Source organism: Kitasatospora sp. NPDC005856 (genome assembly GCF_040629945.1).
Taxonomy (GTDB): domain Bacteria; phylum Actinomycetota; class Actinomycetes; order Streptomycetales; family Streptomycetaceae; genus Kitasatospora.
Genome location: NZ_JBEXWT010000011.1, coordinates 30,669 through 56,230, shown reverse-complemented (window position 1 = coordinate 56,230; position 25,562 = coordinate 30,669). Strand labels below are relative to the sequence as shown.

The 25,562-nt window shown below is 73.8% G+C and carries 11 protein-coding genes and 2 pseudogenes; 1 reads left to right on the top strand and 12 read right to left on the bottom strand.

The window, feature by feature from the left end:
• Nucleotides 1-76: 76 nt before the first annotated feature.
• From ABZ449_RS09475 to ABZ449_RS09435, 9 genes and pseudogenes are all read right to left on the bottom strand, one after another.
• On the bottom strand, nt 77-1,927 hold the full coding sequence (locus ABZ449_RS09475; protein WP_360342804.1) for a hypothetical protein: 1,851 nt from the start codon (nt 1,925-1,927) through the stop codon (nt 77-79).
• Nucleotides 1,920-7,175, bottom strand: coding sequence for a hypothetical protein (locus ABZ449_RS09470; RefSeq protein WP_360342801.1), 5,256 nt, complete (start codon nt 7,173-7,175; stop codon nt 1,920-1,922). Before ABZ449_RS09470 ends, ABZ449_RS09475 begins: the two co-directional genes overlap by 8 nt.
• Entirely contained in the window at nt 7,156-10,461 is a 3,306-nt protein-coding gene (locus ABZ449_RS09465) for a hypothetical protein (protein WP_360342798.1), read from the bottom strand. The genes ABZ449_RS09470 and ABZ449_RS09465 overlap by 20 nt, the downstream gene beginning before the upstream one ends.
• On the bottom strand, nt 10,458-11,666 hold the full coding sequence (locus ABZ449_RS09460) for a kelch repeat-containing protein (RefSeq protein ID WP_360342796.1): 1,209 nt from the start codon (nt 11,664-11,666) through the stop codon (nt 10,458-10,460). Before ABZ449_RS09460 ends, ABZ449_RS09465 begins: the two co-directional genes overlap by 4 nt.
• 30 nt (nt 11,667-11,696) lie before the next feature.
• On the bottom strand, nt 11,697-12,590 hold the full coding sequence (locus tag ABZ449_RS09455) for a kelch repeat-containing protein (RefSeq protein ID WP_360343049.1): 894 nt from the start codon (nt 12,588-12,590) through the stop codon (nt 11,697-11,699).
• A 57-nt stretch (nt 12,591-12,647) separates the two neighbouring features.
• Nucleotides 12,648-12,719 (bottom strand): annotated as a pseudogene (locus tag ABZ449_RS09450) (hypothetical protein); the annotation flags it as partial.
• A gap of 728 nt (nt 12,720-13,447) precedes the next feature.
• Nucleotides 13,448-16,261 (bottom strand): annotated as a pseudogene (locus tag ABZ449_RS09445) (DUF6603 domain-containing protein); the annotation flags it as partial.
• A 100-nt stretch (nt 16,262-16,361) separates the two neighbouring features.
• On the bottom strand, nt 16,362-19,040 hold the full coding sequence (locus tag ABZ449_RS09440) for a S8 family serine peptidase (protein ID WP_360342793.1): 2,679 nt from the start codon (nt 19,038-19,040) through the stop codon (nt 16,362-16,364).
• Between the two features lie 414 nt (nt 19,041-19,454).
• Nucleotides 19,455-20,258, bottom strand: a complete 804-nt coding sequence (locus ABZ449_RS09435) for an NAD(P)H-binding protein (protein ID WP_360342790.1) — start codon at nt 20,256-20,258, stop codon at nt 19,455-19,457.
• Nucleotides 20,259-20,321: 63 nt separating this feature from the next.
• Here ABZ449_RS09435 and ABZ449_RS09430 point away from each other — a divergent pair, with 63 nt between their 5' ends.
• Nucleotides 20,322-21,008, top strand: coding sequence for an AraC family transcriptional regulator (locus tag ABZ449_RS09430; protein ID WP_360342787.1), 687 nt, complete (start codon nt 20,322-20,324; stop codon nt 21,006-21,008).
• A 1,664-nt stretch (nt 21,009-22,672) separates the two neighbouring features.
• On the opposite strand, the gene ABZ449_RS09425 is transcribed toward ABZ449_RS09430, so the two are convergent.
• The 3 genes from ABZ449_RS09425 to ABZ449_RS09415 form a co-directional block, all read right to left on the bottom strand.
• Nucleotides 22,673-23,683: an endonuclease/exonuclease/phosphatase family protein gene (locus ABZ449_RS09425; protein WP_360342784.1), complete on the bottom strand. Its 1,011-nt coding sequence runs from the start codon at nt 23,681-23,683 to the stop codon at nt 22,673-22,675.
• Between the two features lie 221 nt (nt 23,684-23,904).
• Complete coding sequence (locus tag ABZ449_RS09420) at nt 23,905-24,456, bottom strand: hypothetical protein (RefSeq protein WP_360342781.1); 552 nt, start codon at nt 24,454-24,456, stop codon at nt 23,905-23,907.
• A 142-nt stretch (nt 24,457-24,598) separates the two neighbouring features.
• Nucleotides 24,599-25,180 (bottom strand): hypothetical protein, encoded by a 582-nt coding sequence (locus ABZ449_RS09415; RefSeq protein ID WP_360342778.1) that lies wholly within the window; start codon nt 25,178-25,180, stop codon nt 24,599-24,601.
• Nucleotides 25,181-25,562 lie beyond the last annotated feature (382 nt).

Here is a 25,562-nt window from a genome sequence, read left to right as displayed (position 1 = left end):
GCTGGTCCGTCCCCGTCCTGCCCCCGCCGCCGTTGCGCCGGGGGCGGGACGCAGCGGTCCCCGATGGACAGGGGCCTCAGCCGGCGGCGCCCGGCGGGGGCGCGGTGTCCTCCAGGAAGTCGAAGGCCAGCCCGCTGGACGCCTCGCCCCGGCCGGTGCGGCGGTGGGTGGCGAGCCAGAGGGAGACCCGGCCGTCGCTCCAGCGGGTGCGGTTGAAGGAGGAGGTGATCCCGGTGCCGGTCTGCGGCACCTCCTCCTCGTGCACGAAGTAGGCGCGGCCCTGGTCGAAGCCCTCGCGCAGCAGGGCCGTGCGGGCCGGCACCGGCTCGCCGTCGACGACGCCGAGCATGGCCGCGCGCTGCAAGCGGATCTGACGGTTCTGCCCGGGGACGTGGACGGGGATGAACGGGATCCAGTTCTCCGGGACGGTGTTCATCGCCTCGTAGCGGACCGGCGCGGCGGCCGGTGGCGGCTCCGCCGGCGGGTGCAGGGCCAGCCGGTGGGCGAGGATCTCGGCGGCCACCTCGCTGCCACGCCGGGGCTCGCCGGTGGCCAGCCGGACGGTCTGCTCGACGCCCCACACCATGTTGGCGCTCTCGTCGCGGACCAGCGTGACCTCCTCCAGGACCGGCCCCTCGGCGACCTTGGGCACGCTCGCCGGCAGCAGCAGGTCGGTGTCCGCCGGGACGGACGCGTCGCCGATGGTGTCGAGGGTGAACATCGACCAGCGCTGCCAGGCGGCGTCGTCACCCGCCCCGGCGGGCGTGATCCAGAGCTTGCGGCCGAAGACGTCGGTCACCGCCAGCCCGCGGATCGAGGCCACCGTCCCGGCGGGGAGGTCGCAGGGCACCTGGAACCAGTCGTTGCTGTAGACCAGCGCGAACTCCAGGAAGACCAGCCGCGCCAGGTCGGTGCTGTCCGGCCGTACGGCGGCGAAGTTGGTGCGCCCGTCCTCGACCGCCCACCAGCGCGGCAGCGGCATGCCGGAGAACCGGACCGGGGCCGGGAACACGGTGCGGTTCAGCGGCGCGGGCGGCGGGGCGGCCCCGCCGAGCGGGCCGGCCGGGTCGACGGAGAACGCGTGCCAGTCCAGTGTGCCGCCCGGGTACTCCTGGGCGGTGAGGACCTTCTCCGCCCCGCCGCCCGCTCCGGCCGCGACCGAGAAGCGGTGCTCCAGGCGCGCCGGATCCCAGGCGGTGTTGCCGGTGTGGGTCGCCGGGTCCTCGGCCGGCTGGTCGATCAGTGCGTCGAACCAGGCGGTCAGCCGCCGGGCCAGCTTGGCCAGCGCCTCGCGCTGCGGGCCCAGCAGTCCGTCGATCCCGTCGTGCGCGGGCCGTCCCTGTTCGAGAGCGAGGTAGAACTCGTAGCCGTCCATCCGGCGCCCGGCCACCGTCTGCAGGGCGGACCAGACCTCGGGGTGCGCCACCCTCGGGGAGTCCGCGTCCACCCGGGGGTCGGGCAGTGCGACGGGGTAGCGGTCGACGTACTTCTGGCGGATGCCCAGGCCGAGCAGGATCGGGGTGCTGCCGACCAGTTTCATCCAACGGCGCCCGATCGCCAGGCGCAGGTCGAAGGAGATCCGGTCGGCGGCGAACGCGAAGGGCAGCGGACGCCGCTCCGCGAGCGCCTCCAGCGGCCGGTCGGTGGGCAGTGCCTCCACCGCGCCGTCGGCGGGCCGGAACCTGCTGGGCGGGGTGGCGACCACCGAGTAGGTGGCGGTGACCGGCGAACCGCCGTCCGTGCCGCGGAACTCGCCCATCTGCCACTGCCGGGTGAGCATCCACAGCGGATCGCGTACCTCGGCGCGCAGCGCCCGTGCGAAGTCGGTGGTGCGCGGCCTGCCCTCGATGCGGTTCCACAGGCCGACGGTGGGCGCGCGGCGGTTGTCCAGTGCCTCGCGGAGGTTCTCGATTCGGGGCTCAGCCACGGGCCTTCCCTCGCAGGTTGGCGATCGCGAGATCGGTGCTGATGGTGATCGGCTGCCGGGTGGCCGACAGGACGGTGGCCGGCAAGAACTGGGCGTAGGCGGTGCCGTCGAGGTGGCCGGGTTCCACGGCCCGGACCCTGGCCAGGTCGAAGGTCTCCTGGACGGCGGCGACCAGGTCGTCCCAGACCCAGGCGCCGGTCCGGGCCGGCGGGACGACCAGCAGCATGGTCTGCGGGGGTTCGGAGTCCGGGCCGTCGTAGTGCACCGCGATCCCGGTGGTCTCCTGTGCGGCCGGCACCACCTCGGTCCACTCGTCGAACAGCATCCCGCACCGCCGGGCGGGGCCGAGCAGCGGCTCGGAGGCGTAGTGGGCGGTGAACAGCAGCCGGTCCTCATCGATCCGGGTGCCCGTCCGGAACTCCATCGCCAGCCAGTGGTCACCCTGCCGGTAGGGGAACTGGACGGGGGTCAGCTGTGGCTCCTGCCAGCCGGGGATGTTGCCCAGCAGCCCGCCGGGCCCGCGCAGCGCGTCGCCCAGGGCGACGGCCTTCTCCCACAGCCGCGGTTTCTCCCTGATCCGGGCCATGCCGTGGACCCAGTCGTCCACCGGGAAGTCCCGGCCGAAGTCGTCCGTCAGGTGCTTCACCAGCGCGGGGCTGTCGGCGCGGGCCCGCTTCCAGTCCTGGGCCAGCTGGTCGGAGGGCGTGAACTCGGGCACCACCAGGACGTCCTCGCCGAGCATCGCCACCAGCGCCGCGGTGGCGGCCCGGACCCGGTCGGGGTCGGTGGCCGCCGCGTCGTACTCGGCGAGCGCGGTGTCGGCGGCGGCGAGCCGCCCGGTGAGGTCCGTCTGCAGCGCTCGCGCCCGGGCCAGCAGGTCGCGGCCGAGCTCGACGATCCGGTCCTCGTACGGTGTCAGATCCAGGCCGACCGGGTCGAAGGCGGTCAGCGGCAGCTGCGCCCGGACGTCGGCGAGCAGGGCGGCGAGCGTCGTGCGGGTGGTCCGGGCGAGGCGCAGGAGCCCCTGCAACCGGGAGTCGAACGCGGACCTGCGGCCGGCGACGATGACGCGCAGTTTGGCCGGGGTCGACGGGCGCGGGCTGGTCGGCGTGGTGGTGAGCAGCCGTTCGGCCTGCTCCAGCAGCCGGTACCGCTCCTCGGCCGGGGTGGACGCCGGCAGCGCGTCGTACCGGGCGATGAGCGCGTCCGCCTCGGCGAGCGAACGCGCCATCCGCGTGGCCGCCACGGCGACTGCCGTCAGGACGTCGGCGAACACCGCCCGGCGCCATTCGACCAGCTCCGCCCAGCCGCTCCGCAGCAGGCCGAACAGACCGGCGGTGCCGGCGAGCTGACTGTGGGTGGCGATCAGCGTGTCGATCCGGGCGATCACCTCCGCACGGAGCGGGGGAGCCGGGTCGGGCGGGTACAGCCCCGTCAGTGCGGCGAGGTGGTCGGCAACCCGGGCGCGCAGGGCGTCCAGGCCCGCGCGGACGGCCGCGGGCCGCTCCCGGGGCACGGTGACGGCCTCGTCGGCCGAGCGGTCGACCCCGGCCGGTCCCGAGGCCGGGACCAGGTCCGTGGGCCGCAGCGGCCGGGAGGTGGTCAGCAGCGAACGCAGCGCCTCGACCAGCGGCGACACCTCGAACAGGGTGACCTTGCGGTCCACCCGGGTGGTGTACTCGATGGTGAGCGGGACGTCCGGGCGCGGCTTGTCCCGCGCGACGACGACGCCGAGGATCCGGTCGTCCAGATCGGTCATCGCCGTCTCGCGCGCCGGCCGCAGGGTCCACAGCAGGTCGATGGGCTGCAGTTCGAGGTCGAACTGGGTGACGTCGCTGTGGCGCGGCTGTCCGTCGAGCGGATCCGTCCAGGTGACCCGGACCGCCACGTCGTTCTGTGCCGGCAGCAGACCGGGCAGCCAGTCGTTGACGGCGGGTTCGGCCTTGGCCCGTGGGCCGTCGCCGCGGAACCGGGCGGCGCCGGCGTTCGGGTTGAGCCCCGCGGTGAGCTGGACGGCGAACCGGTGGGTCAGGGTGACGCCGCTGCGGGGGGTCCGCACGACGGCGGGGTCCGGCGGGAAGCCCTCCTTGGCGTGGGCGTCCAGTGTCGCGGTGGCGCGCTCGGCATTGCCGAGCAGCACCTGGTGGGTGCTCTCGGCGACGGCGAGGTCGGCCAGCGCGTCGTGGATATCGAGCAGCTGCCGCAGCTCGGCGTTGATCGCGTCCTGCTCGCGGGGGGAGGCCTCCGGCATGTCCTGGGCGCCGAAGGGGTAGGTGGGGGCGGCCGGCGGGCGGGTGGCGCGGCGGACGAGTTCGAGCCCGTCGACGACGTTGCGGGCCTCGATCACGTCGATGTCCGCCCGGCCCTGCGGCGTCACCTCGGAGAGCTTGCCCGCGCGCAGCGGGAACGCGCGCCGCAGCGCCGGGAGGAAGCGGTCCAGTTCGACGCCGGGGTGGCGGTCGTGCAGCCCGCGCTCGAACCGCCGCCCGAGCAGCGCCCCGAGCGAGTGGCCCGCGCGCAGCCCGTCGAGCAGCTCCAGGGCGATCCGGACCCGTCCTGAGCTCAGGTTCACCGCGAACGTGCCGGGGTTGGCCTGCGTCCCGTTGGCGAGGTAGCCGGCGCGCAGGACGGCGGCCGTGGTGGCGTGGCCGGGTGACGGGGCGTGGACGTAGCCGCCGTTGGCCGGGTCGTACGGGATCTCGGCCGCCCCGAACACCGTCGCGAGCTGCGGGTCCAGCGTGACCGACCCGAGCGGGTACGCGCGTGGGCGGACGTCCTCCAGCAGTCCGTAGCAGCCGAGGTGGACGCCCGGGCTGGGCGCGTCGGTGCCCTCGGTCCCGAACCGCAGCTCGGCCAGCCGCTCGTTGGCCAGCCCGAGCAGCCAGGCGTCGAGCCGGTAGGCCGCGCAGTCGAGGTGCTCGGCGAGCACCCGCTCCAGCCGGGCGGTGGGCACGTCGGCGAGCAGCTCGACGGCGCGCAGTTGCCCGGCGAGCGCCGCGGTCGCCGGGCTCGATTCGAGCACGCCGGGGATGAACCGGTGCACCAGGAGGTCCGGGTCCTCGCTGTGGGTGATCGCCGGGTCGGGGGCGTAGAGCTGCCGGTACCGGCTCTCGCTCGCCGGCGCCGCCGGCTCCCCGGGCCGCTGGGTGCGGACGTGCACGAAGAGCGGGTCGGCCGGGGAGGGGGCCGGGCGTCCGGCGGCGACCGCGAGGCGCCGTCCGGCGTCCTCCCAGCCGAGCAGGACGGCGTGCCGCAACAGGAGGTACAGCAGCGCGGACGGCGGGCGGTTCCCGGCGAAGCCGTTCTCCAGCCGCACCGTGTCCAGGTCGGTGCGCCCGTACCGGACCAGCCAGTGCAGGTAGTTCGCGGGGTCGGGGCCGGCCGTGGAGGCGTGCACCGGGTCGGTCTCGGAGAGCGGGTGGTCGTCCACCAGTGGGGCGAGCAGCGGGTGCTGCGTCCCGGCGAACAGCCGGCGGATCAGCGCCGGGTCAGGGCGCTCCGGCGGGTGCACCTGGTAGCCGAGCCGGGCCAGGAGCGCGCGGATCGGCTGCGGCATGTGCAGCCGGTCCTCCAGCGCGGGCAGCACGGTGTCCCCGAGGCCGCCGAGGTTCTCCCGGTTGAAGACGTCCTCGACGCTCTGTGCGTACCGCTGGTGGTACTCGGCCGAGGTGGGGTGGAGCGCCAGGATGTCCAGCAGCCGCTGGTGCGGGTCGGGGTCGCCACCGCCGAGGTGCGCGACCTTCTCGGCCGCGGTCCGCCAGTCGGCCAGTGCCGCGCTCAACAGCCGGTGCAGGGCGGTGCGGTGGGCCTGCGCCGCGGGCCAGGCCAGCTTGCTGAACGCGGTGGTCGGCAGGATGCCGTAGGGCTGCCGGCCGACCCGGACGGCCGGGACGGGGCCGCGTCCGCTGACGTGGCGGAGGAAGAAGTCGCGGGTGTCGGCCACGGCCTGCGGCGGCACGATCGGGTACAGGGTGGTCTGCAGGAAGCTGCCCCAGGTCGCCGGCCACAGGGCGGTGTTGGCGGCGCGGGCGTCGCGCTGGTCGGTGCGGTCGGCGTTCGGCACCCCGGCCAGGACGGCGGGGTCGATGCCGAGCAGTTCGGCGAGACACTGGCCGTCGGTCCTGGTGGTCCAGTCGCCGGGCGCGGCCGCCGCGGTGAACCCGGCCGCCGTGCGCAGAGCGGCGTCAGCCTCCTCGCGGGTGTCCTGGCCGGCCGGTGCCTGCTCGGAGTTGTTGGTGGGGGTGCCCTGCGGCAGCAGCGCGTACCCGGCCGGACTGCGCAGCTGCCTGGTGACCAGCCTGCCCAGTTCGACGGCGGACTGCTGCGGGTCGGTGCGTTCGCGCAGGCCCAGGACGACCAGCCGGTCCACGCCCTTGCGGTTCAGGGCGTCGAGCGGGACGCGGATGCCCATGCCGACCTGGACGGCCTCCTCGAAGTCGGTCAGCCAGCGCAGCGGCGCGGGCACCCGGAGGGTGCCGGTCCGCTCGTCCACCTTGAGCTGCTCGTCGGGCGGGGTGCCGGGATCGGGGCCGACCGCCAGCTCGTCGGGCACCGGCTTGCCGGGGACGGAGAAGACCTGGGTGCCGCCGACGTAGCCGAGCGCTGTGAACCTGTCGGGCAGCAGCGCGGCCTTGGGGGCCCTGGTCCATGAGTCCCGGGCCACCTCGGCCGGGCGCGGCAGCACCAGGAAGGCGACCAGGACGCCGTCGCGAGGGTCGGTGGGGGCGGCGTCGATCCCGGTCGGCCGCCGGCCGCGGACGGCCTGGGCCCGCTGGGGGCCGACGGAGGCCAGCAGTGCCGCGTCGGCGGCGCGCAGCCGGGCGCGGTCGCCGTGCGCCCGCCAGACCGCCGTCCAGTAGGCGGTGGTCGGCTGCCGGTCGGCGGCGGCGGGCGAGGTGGGGCCGGTGAGGACCAGCACGACGGTGTCGTGCGGCAGGTTCGCCGGCTGCTCGGACGGGTTGGCCGGCGGATGTTCCGCGCGCAGCCAGGCCGCCCGGCCGACCGCGACCCGGCCGGTGAACTCGTGCCACGCCACCTGTTCGGCGGCGCCGTCGCCGGCCGCCCGCCACACCGCCGTCCAGTAGGCGCTGAGCGCGGTGAACTCGGCCTCGCCGGGCAGGGGTTCGGACGTGTCGACCGCCCACTCGTCCGGGAAGATCCGGATCAGCAGCTCGGTCTCGGTGAAGCAGGTCTCCAACCGGACGGGGCCGAGCAGGACCGGCAGGTCGTCACTGAGCGGGGCGGGCATCGGGCAGCATCTCCTGTGCGTGGACGGCGATCAGTACCGGTGCCTGGAAGAGGACGTAGGCGATGTCCGCGGAGCTGAGCCGGGAGTGCCAGAGCGGAAGCGCGGCGTCCTCGCGGCGCTGCTCGCGCTTCTCCTGGTCGTCCTCGGAGCCGTCGAACCGGACGAGCGGGACCTGCACCCCCGGGTCGAGGCTGATGAAGCGCCGGTCGAGCGGGTCGATGTCCCGCCAGGACAGGTCGTTCCACACCTCGATGGCGGTGCCCGCGCCGTCGTCGGCCCCGAACCGGGGGTCGCCCGGGCGCTCCTTGATCACGAAGAACCAGCCGGGGTCCAGCGGTGGCCTCCCCCGCGCCTGGTCCGCCGTCAGGTCGAAGCCGAGCAGGGTGACGTCCGGCTCCACCCTGGCCTCGTAGATCGGCAGCTTGATCAGCTCGGGGGACGGGCGGTCACCGTCCGGCACGTCGGCGAGGACCCGCTCCAGGCTCGGGTCGACCACGCCGTCCTCGTTCGTCGCCCAGGCGGCGCGGTGCGCGTAGACGGCGGCCGTCGGGTACTTCTTGAGCAGCTCGCCGCGGATCACCAGGACGAGCTCCTCCTCCTGGACGAGGTCGCGGTTGTCGTGCGCACCGAGCGCCGTGTCCGTGGTCCAGCCGTCCATCCGGGTGATGTCGTACAGCCGCTCCCGGCGCTCCGCGGCCGTCTCGCCGTGCTGGGGCGGATCCACCCGGGGATCCCAGAACTGGCGGAACGAGGTGCCGCGCTGATCGGTCGGGAACTCCCGCCACAGCAGCTCGCGGGCGAACTCGTGGTTGAGCCCGGCCATGAACGCCTCGATGAACTCCTGGTCGGTCGCCAGGAGCGTGATCGTGTTCGGCGGAACCAGCCCGAGGTTGGGCACGAAGGTGTCCACCGACATGTCCAGCAGCGACTGGTACATCGGCAGGTCGATGACCGGGTACGCCATCGCCTCCAGGAACCGTTCGGCGAAGGGCTGGAGCCGTTCCGGGAGCCGCACTCCGCTGAGCAGCTGCCGGGGCACGGTCTCGTCGGCGCTCAGCCCGGCGAGCACCGTGCCGGTGACCGGCGTGATGCCGAGCGGGAGGCGTTCCGGTGTCCGCCCGCCGACCACCGCGGCGTCCAGGCCGTCGTGGAGGTCCCGCAGTGCCAGCTTGAACAGCAGCGCCTCGGCGGAGTCCTCGCCGCCCGGGTGGGGCACGACCCCGTCCCCGGGCAGGCTGAGCACGAAGTCCGAGCTGCTCGGCAGCCCGCCCACCGGATCGGACGGCCCGGCCTCCCGCGCTCCGGCCGGCGGCGGCCCGGACGGGTGCAGGACGTCGGCGAGCTGGTCCGGGGTGACGATCGCCGCCGGCGCGGTCTTGGGCGGAGCGGCGGCGATCCCGGTGGCCGGGTCGTCCATCCGGGGCAGCAGCGCGTCCGGCGACTGGTTCGCGGCGGCGAACGGCAGCCCGCGCATGAGCCGCGAGCGGGGTCGGGTGATCCGCCGCATCGGCGGTGACACCGGCGCGGACGCGATCCGGCTGCGGGCCACCTCGAAGCCGACGGCCACCAGTTCGGTCGGCTCCGTACCGCCGGGTCCGGCTGCCCGGGCCGCCGGCGACGATCCGGTCGTCACCCGGGAGCCGGCCGGCGCGGTCAGCCGCAGGGACCGGCCGGACGGCGGCGGGGGAGCGGCGGCGGCCCGCGCGCCACCCGCCGCGGGCCCCGGTGGCGGGACCGGTGGCGCCAGGTGCTTGCCGTGCAGCACGTGGCCGACCTCGCGCGCGAGCTGCGCGGCGCGGATCCGGTCGTTGGCCGCGAGCACCTCGCCGACCTGTTCCCAGGCGGCGGCCACGAACTCCTCCTGCCGCGCCCGGATCACCTGGGTACCGAAGTTGGCCGCGATCCGGAAGCGCGGATCGAGGTTGAGCCGGTGCACCCAGTTGCGGTTCTCCGGCGCCGGGACGGGCGTGCCGTCCCGGCGCGACAGCAGCCGGGACGTCCGGGCGTGCCAGCGTCCGTACAACGGCGGGGTGATCACCGGATCGGCCGCACCGGGCGCCGGCGCCGCGGCCGGGCCCGCCGGACCGAGCGACTCGGCCAGCCGGGCGTGCGCGACCGTGGGCGGGTGTTCGAGGTAGTCGTCGGCCAGGTTGATCCGCCCGGCGAGGGCCTCCTGGAAGGGGTGCGGGTACGGCAGCGGAACGGGCGGCGGCGGGGTCGGCGGTGGCGGTGGTGGAGGCGGGGGGAAGCGGCCGTCCCAGTTGTCCCACAGGTCCTGCAGGCGGTCCGGCACCCGCAGCGCCCCGCCGAGCTTGAGCACTCCGCCGAGCGCGGCGGGCTGGGTGATCCCGGGCAGGCCCGGTCCCGGCGAGCGCTGGACGTCGACATCGCGCCGCCCCACCCGGGGGTCGGGCCGAGCGGGCTGCAGCAGCCGGACCAGGTACTCGAAGTCGCCCGCGGTGCCGGTGCCGAAGAACCAACGGTGGTAGTAGGGGAGTTGACCGGGGGCCTGCCGGTTGGGGTAGTTCGGCCCCCAGGCGCAGTGCGCGGCGTTCGGCGCGGCACCCGGGTCGAAGCCGAGGCCGGCCAGCCGCCCGGTCTCGAAGGCGGGCACCAGGAAGGCGTGGTACCCGGTGTTCGGCCGCAGGTGCCGCGGACAGATCAGCCGGGAGCAGGCCCGGTCGGGGTTGGCGCGCAGCACCTGCCGCAGCGCGGCCAGCACGGCGGGCATGTTCTCCGAGACGATCGGGTCGTCGAGCTCCCCGTCGACGTGCACGTGCGCCCAGGCGCCGAGCTGCTCCGGCGGCGGCAGTGTGCCCGCCGGGTCGGTGACGGTGATGAACGGCAGCGGCCGCCCGGGCGCCGCGCCCTCGGTGAACTCGCCCGGCTCGCCGGTCTGCTTCGGCCCCTCCAGCACGACGAGGGCCAGCCACGGCCGCAGCCGTCCGGTGTCCGCCTCGGGGGCCAGCGGGCTGTACTGCCAGGGGAAGTCCTCGTCGTAGAACTCGATGTGCGCCAGGTAGTTGGGTTCGGCGTTGGTGACCCAGGCCCGCGGCTCGGTCCGCGAGACCACCCGCGGATCGATGCCGAGGATGTCACCGGGGCCGTAGAGCTGGACCTTCTGCTCGACGTACTGCTCCGGCGGCGGGCCGGTGACGGCCTCGCCGGTCAGGTGCAGGCGGACCGGGATCTCGGCGCGGGTGACCGGCCCGGCGGGGTCGGCGGCGATCTTGGTGGCGATGCCGCCGCGCAGCCACGGCAGGAAGGAGTAGGCGTTGGTCGTCACGAGGCGGCCCCGAGCACTTCGGTGGTGGCGGTGAGTTCGTGGACCGCGGGATCGGCGGCGGCGAGCCCGGCGCGGACCGTCCCGCCCGCGATCAGCACCCGGCCGTCCGACAGGGCGGTGGCGGCGAACGCCCAGCGGCCGACGGTCGTGCCGGGCGCGGCCGTCCACGCCCTCGTGGTGTCGTCGAAGACCAGGGCGCTGCTGTAGCCGACGCCGTCGCGTACCTCGGCGGTGCCTCCGACCAGCAGGAACTTCCCGCCGCCCAGCGGGACCACCCGGTGCAGGCCGCGGCCCCCGGGCGAGGCCGGCATCGCCGCCCAGGTCCCGGTGGCCAGGTCGTAGCGCTCGGCGGTCAGCTCGGCGAAGGGGTCGTACGTGCCGTCGCCCGGGGCCCCCGGGGTGGCACCGCCGAACACCAGGGCGACGGTGTCGGAGGCGGCCACCGCCTGGTGCCGGCTCCGGGGCCGCAGGAGGCTGCCGGTCGGGGTCCAGGCCTTGGTGACGGGGTTGTACAGCTCGCAGAACGCGAGCGAGGCGTCGTCGTGCCCGGAGATCGGCGCGGTGCCGCCGCACACCAGCACCTGACCGCCCTTGAACAGGACGGCGGAGTGGCCCGTCCGGGCGTCGGTCATCGGCCCGGCGTCGGTCCAGGTGTCGGTGGCCGGATCGTAGATCTCCGCCGACCGCAGCGCCTTGACGGAGTCGCCGGAGCGCACCGCGACGCCGCCCGCCACCAGCACCCGCTTGTCCGCCAGCAGCACCGCACTGTGCCCCCAACGGGCCTCACGCATGTCGGCGGCGGTCTTCCAGCTGCCGTCGGCCGGGTCGTAGAGCTCGGCGCCGGCGAGGCCGGGCGACAACGGCGACGCGCCGCTCGTCCCCCCGGCGATCAGCACCCGGCCGTCGTCGAGCCGGGTCACGGTGTGCAGCCGGCGTGGGAAGCGCAGCGGGACACCCGCCGTCCAGGTCCCGGCGGCCGGGTCGTAGACCGCGGTGCGGGTCAGGACCGCCGCGGCGGCGTCCGAACCGCCGACCAGCAGCACCTTGCCGCTCTTCAGCAGGACGGCGCCGTCGTACTGCCCGTACCAGGAGGCCGGTGACGGCAGGTCACCGGACTTCGTCCAGGCGCCGCCGGACGCGGCCGCCGCAATCGTCGCGGCAGTGGTCATGGCGCCGGTCGCGGTGTCGGTCATGGCGTCGGTCATGGCTCGTCGAACCCTTCGGGCTGGCCGTGGTCACGGCGTGAGGATCTCGGTGCCGGCGGTGATGACGGCGGCCTCCCCGGGGGCCGCCGGGCCGGAGAGCGTGACGCCCCCCGCGACCAGCACCCGGCCGTCGGCCAGCTCGGTGGCGGCGAAGTCGGTACGGCCGTCGGCCAGGCCGCCGGTGGTGGTCCAGCCGTGGTCGGCCGGGTCGTAGAGCGTCGCGTTGCGAAAGCCGCCGGCGAAGGCGGGTCCGGCGGTGCCGCCGACCACCAGGACCTTGCCCGAGCGCAGCGGCAGCGCCCGGTGCCCGCTGCGGCCGCCGGGCATGTCCGGCAGCCGTCTCCAGGTGTTGGTGCCCGGGTCGTAGCGCTCCGCCGACGCGAGGGGCGCGACGGTGAACCGGCCGCCGGCCGGGATGCCGGTCGCCTCGCCGCCGGTGACCAGGACCGAGCCGTCGGCCAGCACGGTCGCCTGGTGGCCCCGGCGCGGGGTGGTGAGGCTCCCGGCGGCGGACCAGGTGCCCGCGACCGGGTCGTACAGCTCGCAGAAGGCGAGCGGGGCCGGGCGGCCACCGGTGGCGAGCGCCCCGCCGACGACCAGGACCCGGCCGCCGGGCAGCACGGCCGCGCGGTGCCCGGACCGGGCGTCGGCCATCGGCTTCCCGGGGGACCAGCTTCCGGTGCGCGGGTCGAACAGCTCGGCCGACTCCAGCGTGCCCTCGCCGCCGCCCCGCGCCCCGGTGCCGCCGGCCACCAGGACCGCGCCGGTGCTCAGCAGCGTCGCCGAGTGCCCGGCCCGGGGTGTCTTCAGCGGGGCCGCCGGGCTCCAGGTGGCGGCGACCGGGTCGAAGACCTCGCTGGAGCCGAGCAGCTTCCCGTCCGCGCCGTAGCCGCCGGCCACCAGGACCCGCCCGTCGTCGAGCACGGTGGTGGAGTGCCCGTGGCGCGCGCTGGCGAGGCTCGGGACGGCCGACCAGGTCGTGGCCGCCGGATCGAACCGCGCCGCGGACGGGAGCGCTCGGCCGGTGCCGTCGGCGCCGCCGGCGACGAGCACGGTGCCGCCGGCCAGCCGGCCAGCCGGACCGCCTCCAGCCCGGCGGCCGCGACCGGCAGCGGAGCTGCCGCGGACCACGCCCCGGGGACGGAGAGCGGGGCGGCGACCTCCGAGACCGGGATGACGTGCAGGGCATCGGCCAGGCCCGGGTCCGCGGCGACCCACTCGGCCAGCGCGTCGGCCGCCGTCGCGGGGCTGCGGAAGGTGGTCGCGCCCCGGTCGACCCCCGAGGTCGGCGGGAAGGCCTGCAGGTTGTTGCGCCGGTAGGCGACGGCGAACCGCTGTCCGGTGAGCTGCACGGTGTCCCCGCCCGTGAACGGCCGGCGGCGCTCGGCGTCCCGCCGCGACAGGGTGGAGCGGCTGGTGCTGCTGCCCTCCAGCAACTGCGCGTAGACGGCGGCGGGGACGTCGTGGAACCTCGCGCGGCGGGTCCCCGCCGGGGCGGTGGCCGCTCCGGTCGCCTTCGTCACCCCCACCGCCACCGCCGCCCCGGCCGGCCCCGCGGCAGCGCCCGCGGCGGTACCGGCACTGCGACGGGAGTCGATGATGTGCAACTCGTAGCGGGTGCTGCGGCGGACCACCCGCGCGGAGGCGAGCGCGTCCCGTTCGGCGCTCAGCTCCAGCCCGGCGTCCTGGTCCTGGTACGGCGCGGCGGACAGCTTGGCCGCGTCGTCCATGTCCTGGAACTGGGCCATCGCGAACTTGTCGTCCGGGGTGGAGAGCTGGACCAGGCCGCTGTCCGACGCCGGAGCCACGCTGAAGCGCCGGCCGTCGCTCGGCCGCTGCGCGCCCACGCGGTCGATCCGGACGTTGAGCGGGATCGCCCGTTGCTGCACGTACAGGGTTCCGAGTGGGTGCAGCACGAGCTTGTCGGTCTCCGGCAGCGCGCGCAGCGTCACCCGGTGGTCGCCGCCTCCGGGGGGCAGCTTGGTGCGCCATCCCTCGACCTTGGTGATCTCGCCCGCGAGCAGCGGCAGCACCGCGATCGGCGGCAGCGTGGTGTCGTGCTCCTCGCCCCAGCTGATGTCGAAGTCGGCGGAGATCTCCAGGAAGAGCAGCGAGATCGAGCCGCGCCCGCGCGCCCGCCACGGCGACACGCCCTCCAACCGGAACCGCAGGTCGACGGAGAACAGCCCCACCCCGAACGCCTTGAGCGAGACGTCGGCGGCGATCTCGATGACGAAGGAGAACGGGGAGAAGCGGAACAGCGCGTCGAAGGAGAGATGGCCCTCGATCCCGAAGTCCTCGAAGCCCAGCCGGAGTTCCGCCGCCGCCCCGAACTGGACGGTGTTGCTGGTGAGGGCGAAGTACCCGGACACCCGGATCAGCGCCCCGGGCCGGTTCAGGATGTCGACGGCCAGCCGGTTGGGCACCGGGAACGGCAGCGGCGGGGGCCGGAACGACGGGTGGAACCCGCCGACCGAGAGCACCAGGTTGGGGTTGTCCCCCCAGTCCACGAGCAGACCCATACCGCCGTCGATGGTCATGGTGAGGACCCGCGACTCGAAGAGCTGCGCGAAGAACCACAGCCGCGACTTGTCGAACTCGACCGCGCCGATGAAGGCGACCTTCAGGACCAGCAGCGCGAGCTCCTCGGTGGGCAGCGCGCACTTCAGCACCCCGAGGATCGCCAGATTGCCCGGGATCTCGATCACGACGCCCAGCGAGACGCTCACCAGCGTCGGCGTGCCCCAACCGATCTTGGCCATCGGCCCGATCAGGAACTTCCCCTGCTCGGGCGGGAAGAAGGCCCGCAGATCGCTGAGGATCCGCGGGGCGTTGGCGACCACGTCCCGCGGGAACATCACCGACTCGATCCGGCCGGTGCGCACCCCCTCGACGAGCGCCTGCAGGTTCATCCCGCGGTTGAGCCCGATCAGGCCACCGACGGCGAGCAGGGTGAAGCCGTACCCCAGCTGCAGGCCGAGGCCGCCGAACTCGGTGGTGATCACGATCAGCATCGAGAAGCCGTCGGTGCCGCCCGGCATCCGGGTGCTGATCAGACCGATTGCCTTGAGATCGACGAACCCGGCGAACTTCAGCTCCAGCGCGCCGGAGTACTCGCCGCGCGCCGGGTCGGCCGACAGGAAGCCTCCGCCCGAGATCACCCCGGTGTCGACCGAGAGCCCGACGCCGGTGGGCGGCTTGAACTCGAAGCCGATGTCCAGCGGGCCGAGGTTGCCGCCCTCGCGGAACCGCGACCTGACGATCACTCCGACCCGGTCGACCGCCGCCTTGATGGGACCCAGCTCGGCGTTGAAGGCGGCGGAGACCTCCAGCGGCACCGAGCCGTCCGCGCCGACCCCCGCGCTCAGGTAGAGCGTGGTGACCTCGACCGGACCCAGTTCCAGGTGTGCGGGGACCGCCAGGTCGAGCGAGCCGCTGCCCTCCAGGCGCAGCCCGCCCGACGGCGACCAGAGGGCCCGCAGCTCGAAGTCGGACTCGATCCTCCCGCCGCCGGTGATCCTGCTGATGAAGCCGTCGCCCTGGGAGAGGTCGATCAGGACGTGGCCGCCCGCGAGGTCGAGGCGGGCGGTGGGCTCGGCCGTGGCGCTGCCGCCCGGCCCGGCCTGCGCCGCCAGTCCGAGGGCGGCGGTGAAGCGGTGGATCTCCACGCGGGATCCGCCGGCCTTCCCCAGCAGCACGATCGGCGTGCCATCGGCCTTCTCGGCGGTCAGCCCGAGTGCGGCGGCCAGCTGCAAGGAGCCGGTGAAGGGGTGGAGTTCGATGCTCAGTGGCGGTCGGACCCGGGCCTCCAGCCCCGGGTCGAACCTGCTCCGGGCCTCGAAGGAGATCTTCCAGAGCGGACCGGGCCGGTACTCGCGGACCAGGTCCGTGTCAGCCACCACATCGGCCCGGGCGAGCAGCGAGGGCGGACCGCTCGCCGGGTCGACCGTCAGCCGCAGGACGTAGGCGTCCAGGACCTGTGGGCCGCCGGGCGGCCTCTCGTAGGTGAAGTGCCGACCGCGGGCCACCAGGTGTTCGACGAGGCGCCGGAACAGCTCGGTACCGTCGAAGCCGGGCGTACCGAAGCCGAAGGCGTCGCGGAAAAGGTCGCCGGGAGCGGTGAACAGGGTGGGCAGCCGGTCGAGGTGGAGCGTGCGGCGGCGGCCCGGCAGGACGGTCGGGTCGGCCGGATCGGAGAACACCTGGAGGTCGGTGAGGACCCCGAGCACGGAAAGCACGTCCAGCGCGTTTCGGCTCTTCTCCTCGATGCGGGTGAGTAGCGCCCAGTCGAGGATCCGCCGGGGCAGCTCCTTGGCCTCGGCCCGGATCCTGGCCCGCTGGGCGTCGGTCAGACCGGGCGCTCCGGCCACCGCGGTGTCGAGGGCGGGTCCCAGGGCATCGAGTGCGCCGAACACCTGCCCCAGGGCGCCGACCAGGGACACCCCCTCCAGGGTGATGCGCTCGGCGACGTCATCCTCGATCGCGGCGTCCAGCCGCAGCACGATCGGGCCCAGGCCTCCGGCCTGTACGGAGATCGTGCCGAGCGGGCCGTCGGCGGCGCCGAGCCCGCCCGGCAGCCACAGGCCCAGCTCCATGAGGAACGCCTGCCGCTGCTCCGCGCCGAGCAGTTGCTCCAGCGGCCGTAGGGCGTTGGCGATCTCCCGGGCGAGCAGTTCCAGGGTTCCGGCGGCCATCTCAGCTCAACTCCGCTCGGTCGTCCGTGTCGTCCGTGTCGTCCGTGTCGTCGGGGTCGTCGGGGTCGGCCAGGGCATCGAGGTCGGACAGTCGCGCACCGGGCAGTCGGAGCAGGAAGTCGCGATGCACGGTGACGGCCTCGCGCAGTGCCGGGCTCCCGGCGGCGGAGAGTTCGTCGAGCAGACGGGCCAGCCCCTCTGCCACCGAGCGGCCGCCGAGCGTGCGCGGGACGGGTCTGTCGTGGGCGAGGTCGCTGAGCAGCAGCCGCCGGATGAGCAGGGCGCCGTGCATCCGGTGCCAGGCGACCGTGACACGTCGTTCGGTGTCCACCAGCCGGCGCGTCTCCTCGACGTGCGCGGAGCACAGCTCGGCGGCACGGCGACCGGTCGGGCTCTCGGCCAGCCGGTCGAGCACCGCGCGCATCCGGACCGCCACCGGGACGTGGGCGGCGGGGTAGGCGGCGGTGGGCAGCACGAGCGGCTCGCCGCCGGCGGCGAAGGCCTCCGCGAGCGGGGCGGGCCGTGCGGCGAGGATGGCCCTCTCGGCGTCGACACGGCCGAAACCCCAGCCGCTGTCGAACTGTGTGGGTGGGACGGGCGGCACCGGCGGCTGGCAGGTGGAGGTGAGGTGCCCGGCGATCGTGGGGTGGTCGAGGTCGGGATTCACCTCGAACATGAGCGCGACGACGCCGGTGACGAACGGCGTGGCCTGGCTGGTCCCGTCGATGGCGATGACCAGATCGGGGGGCACGCCGCCGGCCTTGGCCGAGACGATGTTGATGCCGGGCGCGCACACCTCGGGCTTGAGCCGGAAGTCGGTGGTCGGCCCCCGGCCGGAGAAGGCCGCGAGCAGGTTGGTCCGGGGGTCGTAGGCACCCACAGTGATCGGGAGGCGTGCTGTGCCGGGTGAGGTGACGGTCCGGGTGGGTTCCTGATCCGTGAGGACGAATCGGGACTTCGGGTCGTTGGAGCTGCCGAAGACCCAGCAGTCGAACCGGGTGTCGCTTCCCTGGGTCTCCGTGAGGGTGATGGTCCACACGCCGGGGGTGATCTGAGGTCCGAGCGGCGGCACGGCGGAAGGCGGGCTGATCTGAGCGCGGATGAGACGCTTGTTGCTCGGTGCCTCGGACAGTCGTGAGGTGACGAAGACCACGTGCGCGGTCGTCCCCTGTCCGAGCGTCTGGCGCACGGACGGTGCGCTCGGGTTCGGGTTGGGCGGAACCGGTGTCATCGGCGTTCCGCCGACGCTGGGCGGTGGGGTGAGGGCGAAGGTCAGCTGTCCCGGTCCCGCGTACCAGACGTCCATCAGGAGCGACTGGGCGGTGCGGGGGGTGACGGCGAGCCCGAGCGTCATCGACTGCCCGGCGGGGACGATCCTGGACGCGTGCTGTCCGGACTCCTCGGCGGCGGATCCGGGAGTCCCGGCTCTGTAGAGCCCGCTCGCGTTGCCCGCGGACACCACGATCGCCCGGCGTTTCACTCCGACGAGGAGATCGTCCAGCCCTGCTTCGAGGACGGACGTGCCGTCGTGGGCGGTTCTGGTGACGAACAGGCTGATGTTCACCACCGCGGGCGGCTTCGGGTCGGTGCCCGGGGGGAGCCAGGGCTGTTCGAGGCAGTGTGCGGCTCCCCGCAGGATGTCACTCTCGGAGGGCACGGTGCGGACGATGGCGAGGTCCGCACCGTAGGCGAGTCCGACGGTCCGATCCGGGGAGCAGCAGCGGGGAAGGCCGATGCCGGCGGCGACGCCGGCGACGTGGCTGCCGTGGCCGTCGGGGTCGCGCGAGACGAACGGCGGTGGTGCCGCGGGTGGCGGCGGGGCCGCGGCCAGGGCGGCGTTGATCTCATTGGGGGAGATGAGGCGGCCCCGGACGACGCTCACTTCCGGGCTCGTCCCCCCGGTCAGGGTGACATCGGTCAGGCGGAGGGCGTTGATCCTCGCGCTGTCGAAGCCCGGCTTGAGGAAGTTGCCTTCGAAATCGATCGTCAGCGGCTGTGTGGGGAGGGGGCCACCGGTGACGACGATGTCGCCCGGCGCGACACCCCCGAACGCTCCCAGCGCGGCCTGCAGGGTCGACGCGGTCAGGGGGAAGGCCAGAGGGCTGGTCGCCTGTTCGCGCGTGAAGTCCGGAGCGAACCACCGCAGGACGATCGAACCTCCGGTGGGGGCGCCCTTGACCTCGATCGTCTGGCGCAGGGTCAGGTCGAGGAGCGAGGTGATTCGGGTCGTCCCGTCGAGTTTCCGGAACGCCGGGTGGAAGATGTCGATGCCGCTGTCGACGATTCCGACGACCACGCCCTGTCCGGTGAGTCCGGGCGGGATGGCGTGGACGAGGTCCGAGGCGGCGGTCCCGCCGACGCCGGCCGCCTCGCCGGCGGGAGCCTCGGCGCCCGTGAACCCCGCCGGACGGTCGCTCTGGATCGCCACCACGTTGTCGAGCTCGGAGATCCGTTCGAGGTCTTCGGCGGCGATGGTGCCGACCGCGACCCGCGCGGTGTGGAAATCGGTCCAGAAACCGGCTCCCTCCACCGCCGCGAGGTCACCGGTGAACTGGAGCAGGACCTTGATCCGTTCGGTCCGGTCCAGCCGCGCACCGTCGTCCTCGTCCCGGTGGAGGGCAGCCTGTTTCAGTGCGTGCACGCGCGAGATCAGCGATTCGTCGAGCTTCGTGTACGTCATCTGTCGCCTCGCAGCCGACCGTCGGACGGCGCTTATCATGGGCTCGGGAAAATCCACTGTCAATCAGTATTCTGCCCCGTTCAACGTGCCCAGGGGCGCAGTTCGCTTATGGCAGCTGATGCCGTACACGAATCTATGATGGTGCTCCTGGTATTGAATTCACTCGTTCAGGTCAATTGAACGATCGTCGATCTTAATAATCGAATGAATCTTGCATGAGGGCCTGCCCGCCCTTCCGCGCTCGTCCTGGACCGGATCGCCACCGACGGGTCGATCACCACAAAGCACCCGTAGGCGGCGACCACGCCCCCCACCCATCTGCGCGAGTTCTCACCGGCTCCAGCGAAGCACCGACGGAGAACGGGCTGGATCCCTCGAACCACCGGAGCCCTGGCGGCCGTCCGCGGCGGTCGGCTACGGCAACGCCGTGAATGCCTCCCGATGGTCGTGTGCCCACTGCTCGAACGTGCCCGCCGGCCGGCCGAGGATGCGCGGCACGTGGTCGGTGACGTAGGCCGCACCGCCGGCGCGTGCCCAGCCGATGCCGGTGGCCATCTCGGCCGGCAAGTGGTCGAGCGCGTTCGTGTCGGTGATCCTGACGGGTCGTTCCAGCACGTCCTCCAGGATCGCCGCCTGGTCCGCGGACGTCAGCAGCTGCGGCCCGGTCAGGTCGTACCGCTGTCCGTCGTGGGCGTCGTCGGTCATGGCGGCGACGGCGACCGCGGCCACGTCCCTCGGGTCGACGACGGCCTGCCGGGAGTCGCCGGTCAGGTTCGGGATCGGTTCTCCGGCCTGGATCAGGGCCCGGTGCCACAGGACGTTCGAGGCGAAACTCGGCGGGCGCAGCATCGTCCACGCGAGTCCGCTGGCCTCGATCGCCTCCTCGGCGGCGAGGTGCCACGCGCCGACGGTCGCTCCGTCGAAGCGCTCGCCGGTGCCGATGGCGGACAGCTTGACGATCTTGCGGACGCCTGCCGCCCGCGCGGCCGTGATCAGGGCGATGTCGTGGTCCGCGGTCGGTGCGGGGGGCACGGTGACGAGGAAGACCGTGTCGACGTCGGCCACGGCGCGCGCCAGCGACGCCGGGTCGTCGAAGTCGGCCCGTACCCCGCCGGGCCGCTCGCGGCGGGACATCGCCCGCAACGGCAGGCCCCGCTCGGTGAGCAGGCGCACGACGTGACTGCCGATGGTGCCGGTGGCACCGGTAACAAGGATCATGTCCCGACGATGACAGCGCTCCCACGGCTCCTGATAGGAAGTTTCGGCACTATCGTGGGCCGGGTGAGTTCTCTCGTCGTGCCGCCCGCGCTGCTGCGGTGGGTGGCCGGGATCGACGTCGCCACGGCGGCCGGTTCGGCGGCGGTCGACGTGCCCGACCACGCCACCACACTGATCGTGCGCACGGACAAGCGCGAACTGATCGTCATGGGCCCCCGCACCCGGGCCACCTATCACATCGCCGCGCCCGGCCGCTCGTGTGTGCGGGTCCGTTTGCGGCCGGGTCGTGCCCAAGCCCTGCTCGGACGTTCGCTGAACGGGCTCGCCGACGGTGTGCTGCCGCTTGGCGAACTACCGGGCCTGGACATCGACCGGCTCGCCGCCGACCCGGTCGCCGCGCTCGAAGGAGCAGTGGCCGACCGCCCGGAGCCGTCGGAGCGGCTCGAGGAGGCGGCGCGTCTACTGGCCGACACCACCGTCTCCGCGACCGCGGCCCGGTTGCACATCGGTGAGCGCCGCCTGCACGCCCTGTTCACCGACGCCACCGGCCTGTCCCCCAAGCACTTCGCACGCATCGACCGCCTCCGCACCGTGCTCGCGGCCGACGCGGGCCGGTGGGCGGACATCGCGGCGACGGCCGGCTACTACGACCAGTCCCACATGACGGCCGAGTTCCGCCATTTCATGGGCGTCCCACCGGCCGCGTTCACCGCCGGTCGGCGCCCCGCCGCGACGTTGTGCACCGCCTGAGACGCCCCGGGCGAGGTGCGGGCGGCGGTGCGGCTCGCTGATCCCGGCCTTCCTCGGCCGTCGGCCGGCCTCACCTGCCGGTCGGCGTGTCGGGCGCCGCGCACGGCGGGTCCGCCGGGAGGCGTGTGGGGAGGCCGGCCCGTTCGTCGTCGGTGAAGGTCCGGTAGCCGATGCACCGGGTCAGGCAGTGTGAACCGTCACCCTGAAGCGCAGATCTCAGTAACGAGTAGGGCACGAGGCTGGGGGAAAGCCGTGAGAAGCCCCGGCTCGCGAGTGGTCGCGCCTACGCTACCGGGTGTGAATCCGTCTTCCTTATCCGAATCCGACTTGCGTGACGACCCGTCAGTTGGACGCGCTCCCCGTCCGGTGGAGGTCGTGACGCCGGAGCAGTTCGTCAGGGTCATGCGTCAGCTTCGGCAGTGGTCGGGCCTGAGCTTTCGGCAGCTTGAACGGCGGGCCGAGCAGGCCGGCGAGGTTCTCCCCCGTGCCACGCTGGCGGGGGCCCTGGGGCGTGCCGAGCTTCCGCGTGAGGACCTTGTGGCCGCCTTCGTTCGGGCGTGCGGGGGCGATGCGGACGATGTCGTGGTCTGGGTCGCGGCCCGAAAGGCCGTTGCCGTCCAGTCCATCCGGACGCCCGGACCCGTGCCGCCGGAGTCACCGGAGTCACCGGAGTCACCGGAGGCATCGGAGGCATCGAAGTCGGTGGAACCGCCGGAGCCAGCGGAGTCGACGGAGCCAACGGAGCCGGGTACGGCGGGCCCCGCAGAGACGGCCGCCCTCGTGCTGTCCCAGTCCTCGGTCCAGTCCGGTGTGAGCGCGGACGCGACAGCGAGTACCGCCACCGAGCCGGAACCGGCCGGGGACAACGGCGGGGAGGAGGTGCCGCCGGCGGGTTCGGACGAGCGGCCGGCCGGCGATGGTGCGCAGAGGCCCGCGGCGGCGGACACGGCCGCGGCGGCGGCGTCTGCTTCGGGCAAGGCTGTCTCGCGTATGACGTTGCGGTTGGCTGCGCCGGGGCGTCGTACGGTGGCGGCGGTCACGCTCGCGGTTGCGGTGGTCGTGGTGACCGCTGTCGTCATCGGCATCGAGGGCCTGCCGGACCGGGGCGGACGCAGAACTGCGGAGCCGTCCGTCGTCCCCTCCACGACCGGCCCTGCGACGGTGGCGAGTCCGTCTGCAGGCGAGGTGGCGGGCTCGGCGGCGGGGCCGGCATCGGCGCCGCCGACGGGGGATGCCGGGGTCGCCGTTCCTGTGGCAACCGTGAGTCCCTCTGCGCGTCGAAGCGCGGACGCGGCGGGCAACGCGAGCGTTCCGGGGGCTGGAAGCGGGGCGGCGGGCAGGTCCGCGCCGGCCGCCCCGGCGGTTCCACCGCCGACGCCGGTGCCGACGTCGGCGCCGCGATCGCAGCCGCCGCCCCTGCCGGCCGCGACGTCACAGGTGACGTTGCCGCAGTCCGCGTCGAGCGGCTGGCCCACCCAGTTCTCCACCGGCGGGGTGTCGTCGACGTCCGGCCCCGCGCCCGAGGACCCGTGCTGGGACGGTGCGCCGGGCTGCGGCAGCGGTGTGCATCACGGGTAGGAACGGCCCATGGACGGGGCCTGCGGCCGCACGGCCGCCGGGCGGTCCGCCGGTTCGTCCGACGGACCGCCCCTGTGCGGCCGGCTTCAGCTCAGGCTCAGCGCCGCATAGACCACGTCGTGGTCGGAGTGGACGGAGTCGACCACGGTCACGCCGGTGGACTTGACCCCGCTCAACAGGATGTAGTCGAACTTCTTGCGGGGCGGGCCGGCGTCAGCGGTCGGCTTGCAGCCCGCGGTGGACCGCCAGCCGCACTTCGGATCGGCGTCGGTCAGTCCCACGGACCAGAGTGGGGCCATCTCGGGTGTGTCGGGCTGGGTGTTGAAGTCTCCGAGCACGATGACGCGTTGCTTGCCCGCCAGGGTCGCGGCTAGTTGCCTGACCTGAGCCGCGCGCACGGTGCTCTGCCGCCCCTCGGCCAGGTGCGTGTTGTAGATGCGGACCTGCTTGCCGCCGACGGTGGTGGTCACCCACATGAAGGCGCGGTCCTCCGAGCCGCCGCTGGTGTAGAGCTGGTTGCCCGCTTGCGCGATCGGGGCGGCGGAGAGGATGGCCTGGCCGTAGGCGTTCTCACCGAGGGCGCCGCAGTTGAACCGGTCATGGCGTGCGGTGCCGTAGGCGACCTGGTACGTGAGCCCGTACCTGTCCGCGAGGATCTTCACGGTCCTTTCGACCGCGTGCTTGCAGCCTTCCTGTACCCCGAGGACCTGTGGCCTGTACTTCGCGATCTCGGCCGCGTAGTTCTCGGGTTCTCCAGCGCCGGGGGCGTACAGGTTCCACGTCATCACCCGGTCGGGGACGGCCCCGACGCCCTGGCGCACCGGGACGAGGGGCGAGGCCGGGGAGCCTGCGCCCACCCCCGTGCCCCGCCCGGCCGTTGCGGCCTGTTCGTCGGCCGCGCTCGTCGAGGTCGTCGAGGTCTTCGAGGTCGTCGGGGTCGTCGGGGTCGTCGGGGGCGGCGCCGTGCGGGCCAGGACGGGTGTGTTCGCAGGTGCGCTGTTCGGCGTGGCCCAGAGCAGGCCGGCGACCAGCAGGCCGGTCGTGACCGTGGCCGCTACAGCGGCACGGGGGAACCGCGCTCGTATGGTTCGGATCAAGGGTGCACTCTCTCTTTCGGACGAAGGGGAGGGCGGGAATGCCGTGAGGGTCGGCGTGGGACTGCCGACCCTCACGGGGGCGCGCCTTCCGTGGCTGTCGGGGAGGTGAGCGGTGCTGCGGGACACTCCCCGGGGAACGCGGCCGGTGACGGGTCGGCGAGCGATGTGCCGAACCTCGTTCAGCGGCCTGGCCCGGTGCCGTCGGCACCGGGCCGTCGGCTCTATCGGGTGATCCTGTAGCTCGTGGTGCCCTGGTGGACGCCGCGCTCGTAGAACGAGAGAGCGATCTTCGAGTTGTCCGGGAAGGACTTGTGGACGTCGAGGTCGAACCACGCCCGGCCCATGCTGCAGCCGCCGTGCCGCGGGCTGCGCTGCTGGTGGATCTTGGTGCCCTTGTTGTTGTACACGGTCAGGACGGCCTCGTAGTCGCAGATCGCCTCGGGCCAGACCTTGTCGCGGGCGATGTGAGCGGTGTCGACGCGCAGCGCCTTGCCCTTGACGGCACCGCACACCATTCCGTAGGAAGCGGGGGTGCAGCCCGAGGCGTTCTGGGCACTGGCCTGGACGACGGCGCCGGAGTCGCCGTCCTGGGCTCGTTCCGTACCGGGGGACGTGGTCGGGGAGCCGGTGGCCGACCGGGCCATGTCGTACGAGGCGGCCGCGGCGCGGGAGGTGTCGCCGGGAGCGGCCCACAGCAATGCGCCGGCCAGGAGTGCGGCGGCCACGGTGGCGGCGGCCAGGGGCTTGGTGAGACGTGCTCGAAGGGCGCGCATGGCAGTACTCCTCTGTTCGGGAACGGGGTGGTGGTGTCGGTCGGCCGGTGGCTGGCGATGCGTGCGGTGACAGCGCGGGGTCCGGGTACCGGCCGCGCCGGACCCCGCGGGGTGTGTGGGAACCGGGGTCAGACCACGGGGGTCAGTGGGTCCACCGGACGCCGCTGAACACGGAGCTGGCACCGCCCTTGACCTGGACCCGGGGGGTGGCGGCGTTGTTGCCCCAGGGGACGGTGATGCGGTGTGTCTGGCCGCTGGACTTGATGGTGCCGGCGTTGTACCACCGGCCCTTGTTGTTGCCGTCGATGCCCCAGACCCGCACGGTGGCGACCTGCTGGGTGCCGGCCGGGATCCAGAAGGTGTAGGTCACCTGGTGGCCCTTGGAGCCGAGGACGGAGCAGTTGGAGCGGCTGACGGGGCCCCACGTGTTGGCGAAGCCGGAGGCGCTGCTGCCGCAGGATGCCTTCACGGCCTGGGCCGTTGTGGTGTCGGCGGTGGTGGTGTCGGCGGTGGTGATGTTCGGCTGCTCGGTGGAGGTGGGGGCGTCGGCGTCGTCGACGTCGTCCTGGGACAGCGGCGTGGCCGTGGCCGGTGCGACAGCGGCCGTGTGGCGGGCCCCAGGACCGGCCAGGGCAAGGCCACCGGTCAGAAGGCCCGCGGCGAGGGCGGCGGCGAGGGCGGTGACGGCCAGGGGGCGGCTCAGGCGTGCTCGGACGGTGCTCATGAGTGTGCTCTCCTCGGTTCGGAAACGGCGATCGGAAGGGGCGCTGTCCTGATCGGAGGGCGGCCCGGAGTTCGGTACTCCCGTCCCGCCCGGTCGTCGACTCCGGCGGTGGCGGGGGCGGCCCGCCGCACCGCGGATGACGCCTTCCAAGTGGCGTCGTCTTCCGGGGTGCGGGGCCGGTGGACATCAGCCTGGCCGGGTGGGAATCCCGTGGACAACACCTGTGCCGTCCGAGACCGTCCGACGTTGTCTGTGCTGGTCAGAGGGCCTGTCAGGCCTTGTCCCCGGGACGGTTCAGGACACCGGACGGGCGTTTCGTCTACGGCGGCCCGGTAGCGGAGGACGGAGCGGAGCAGATGTCTTCGGGACGTTGCGCGAAGGC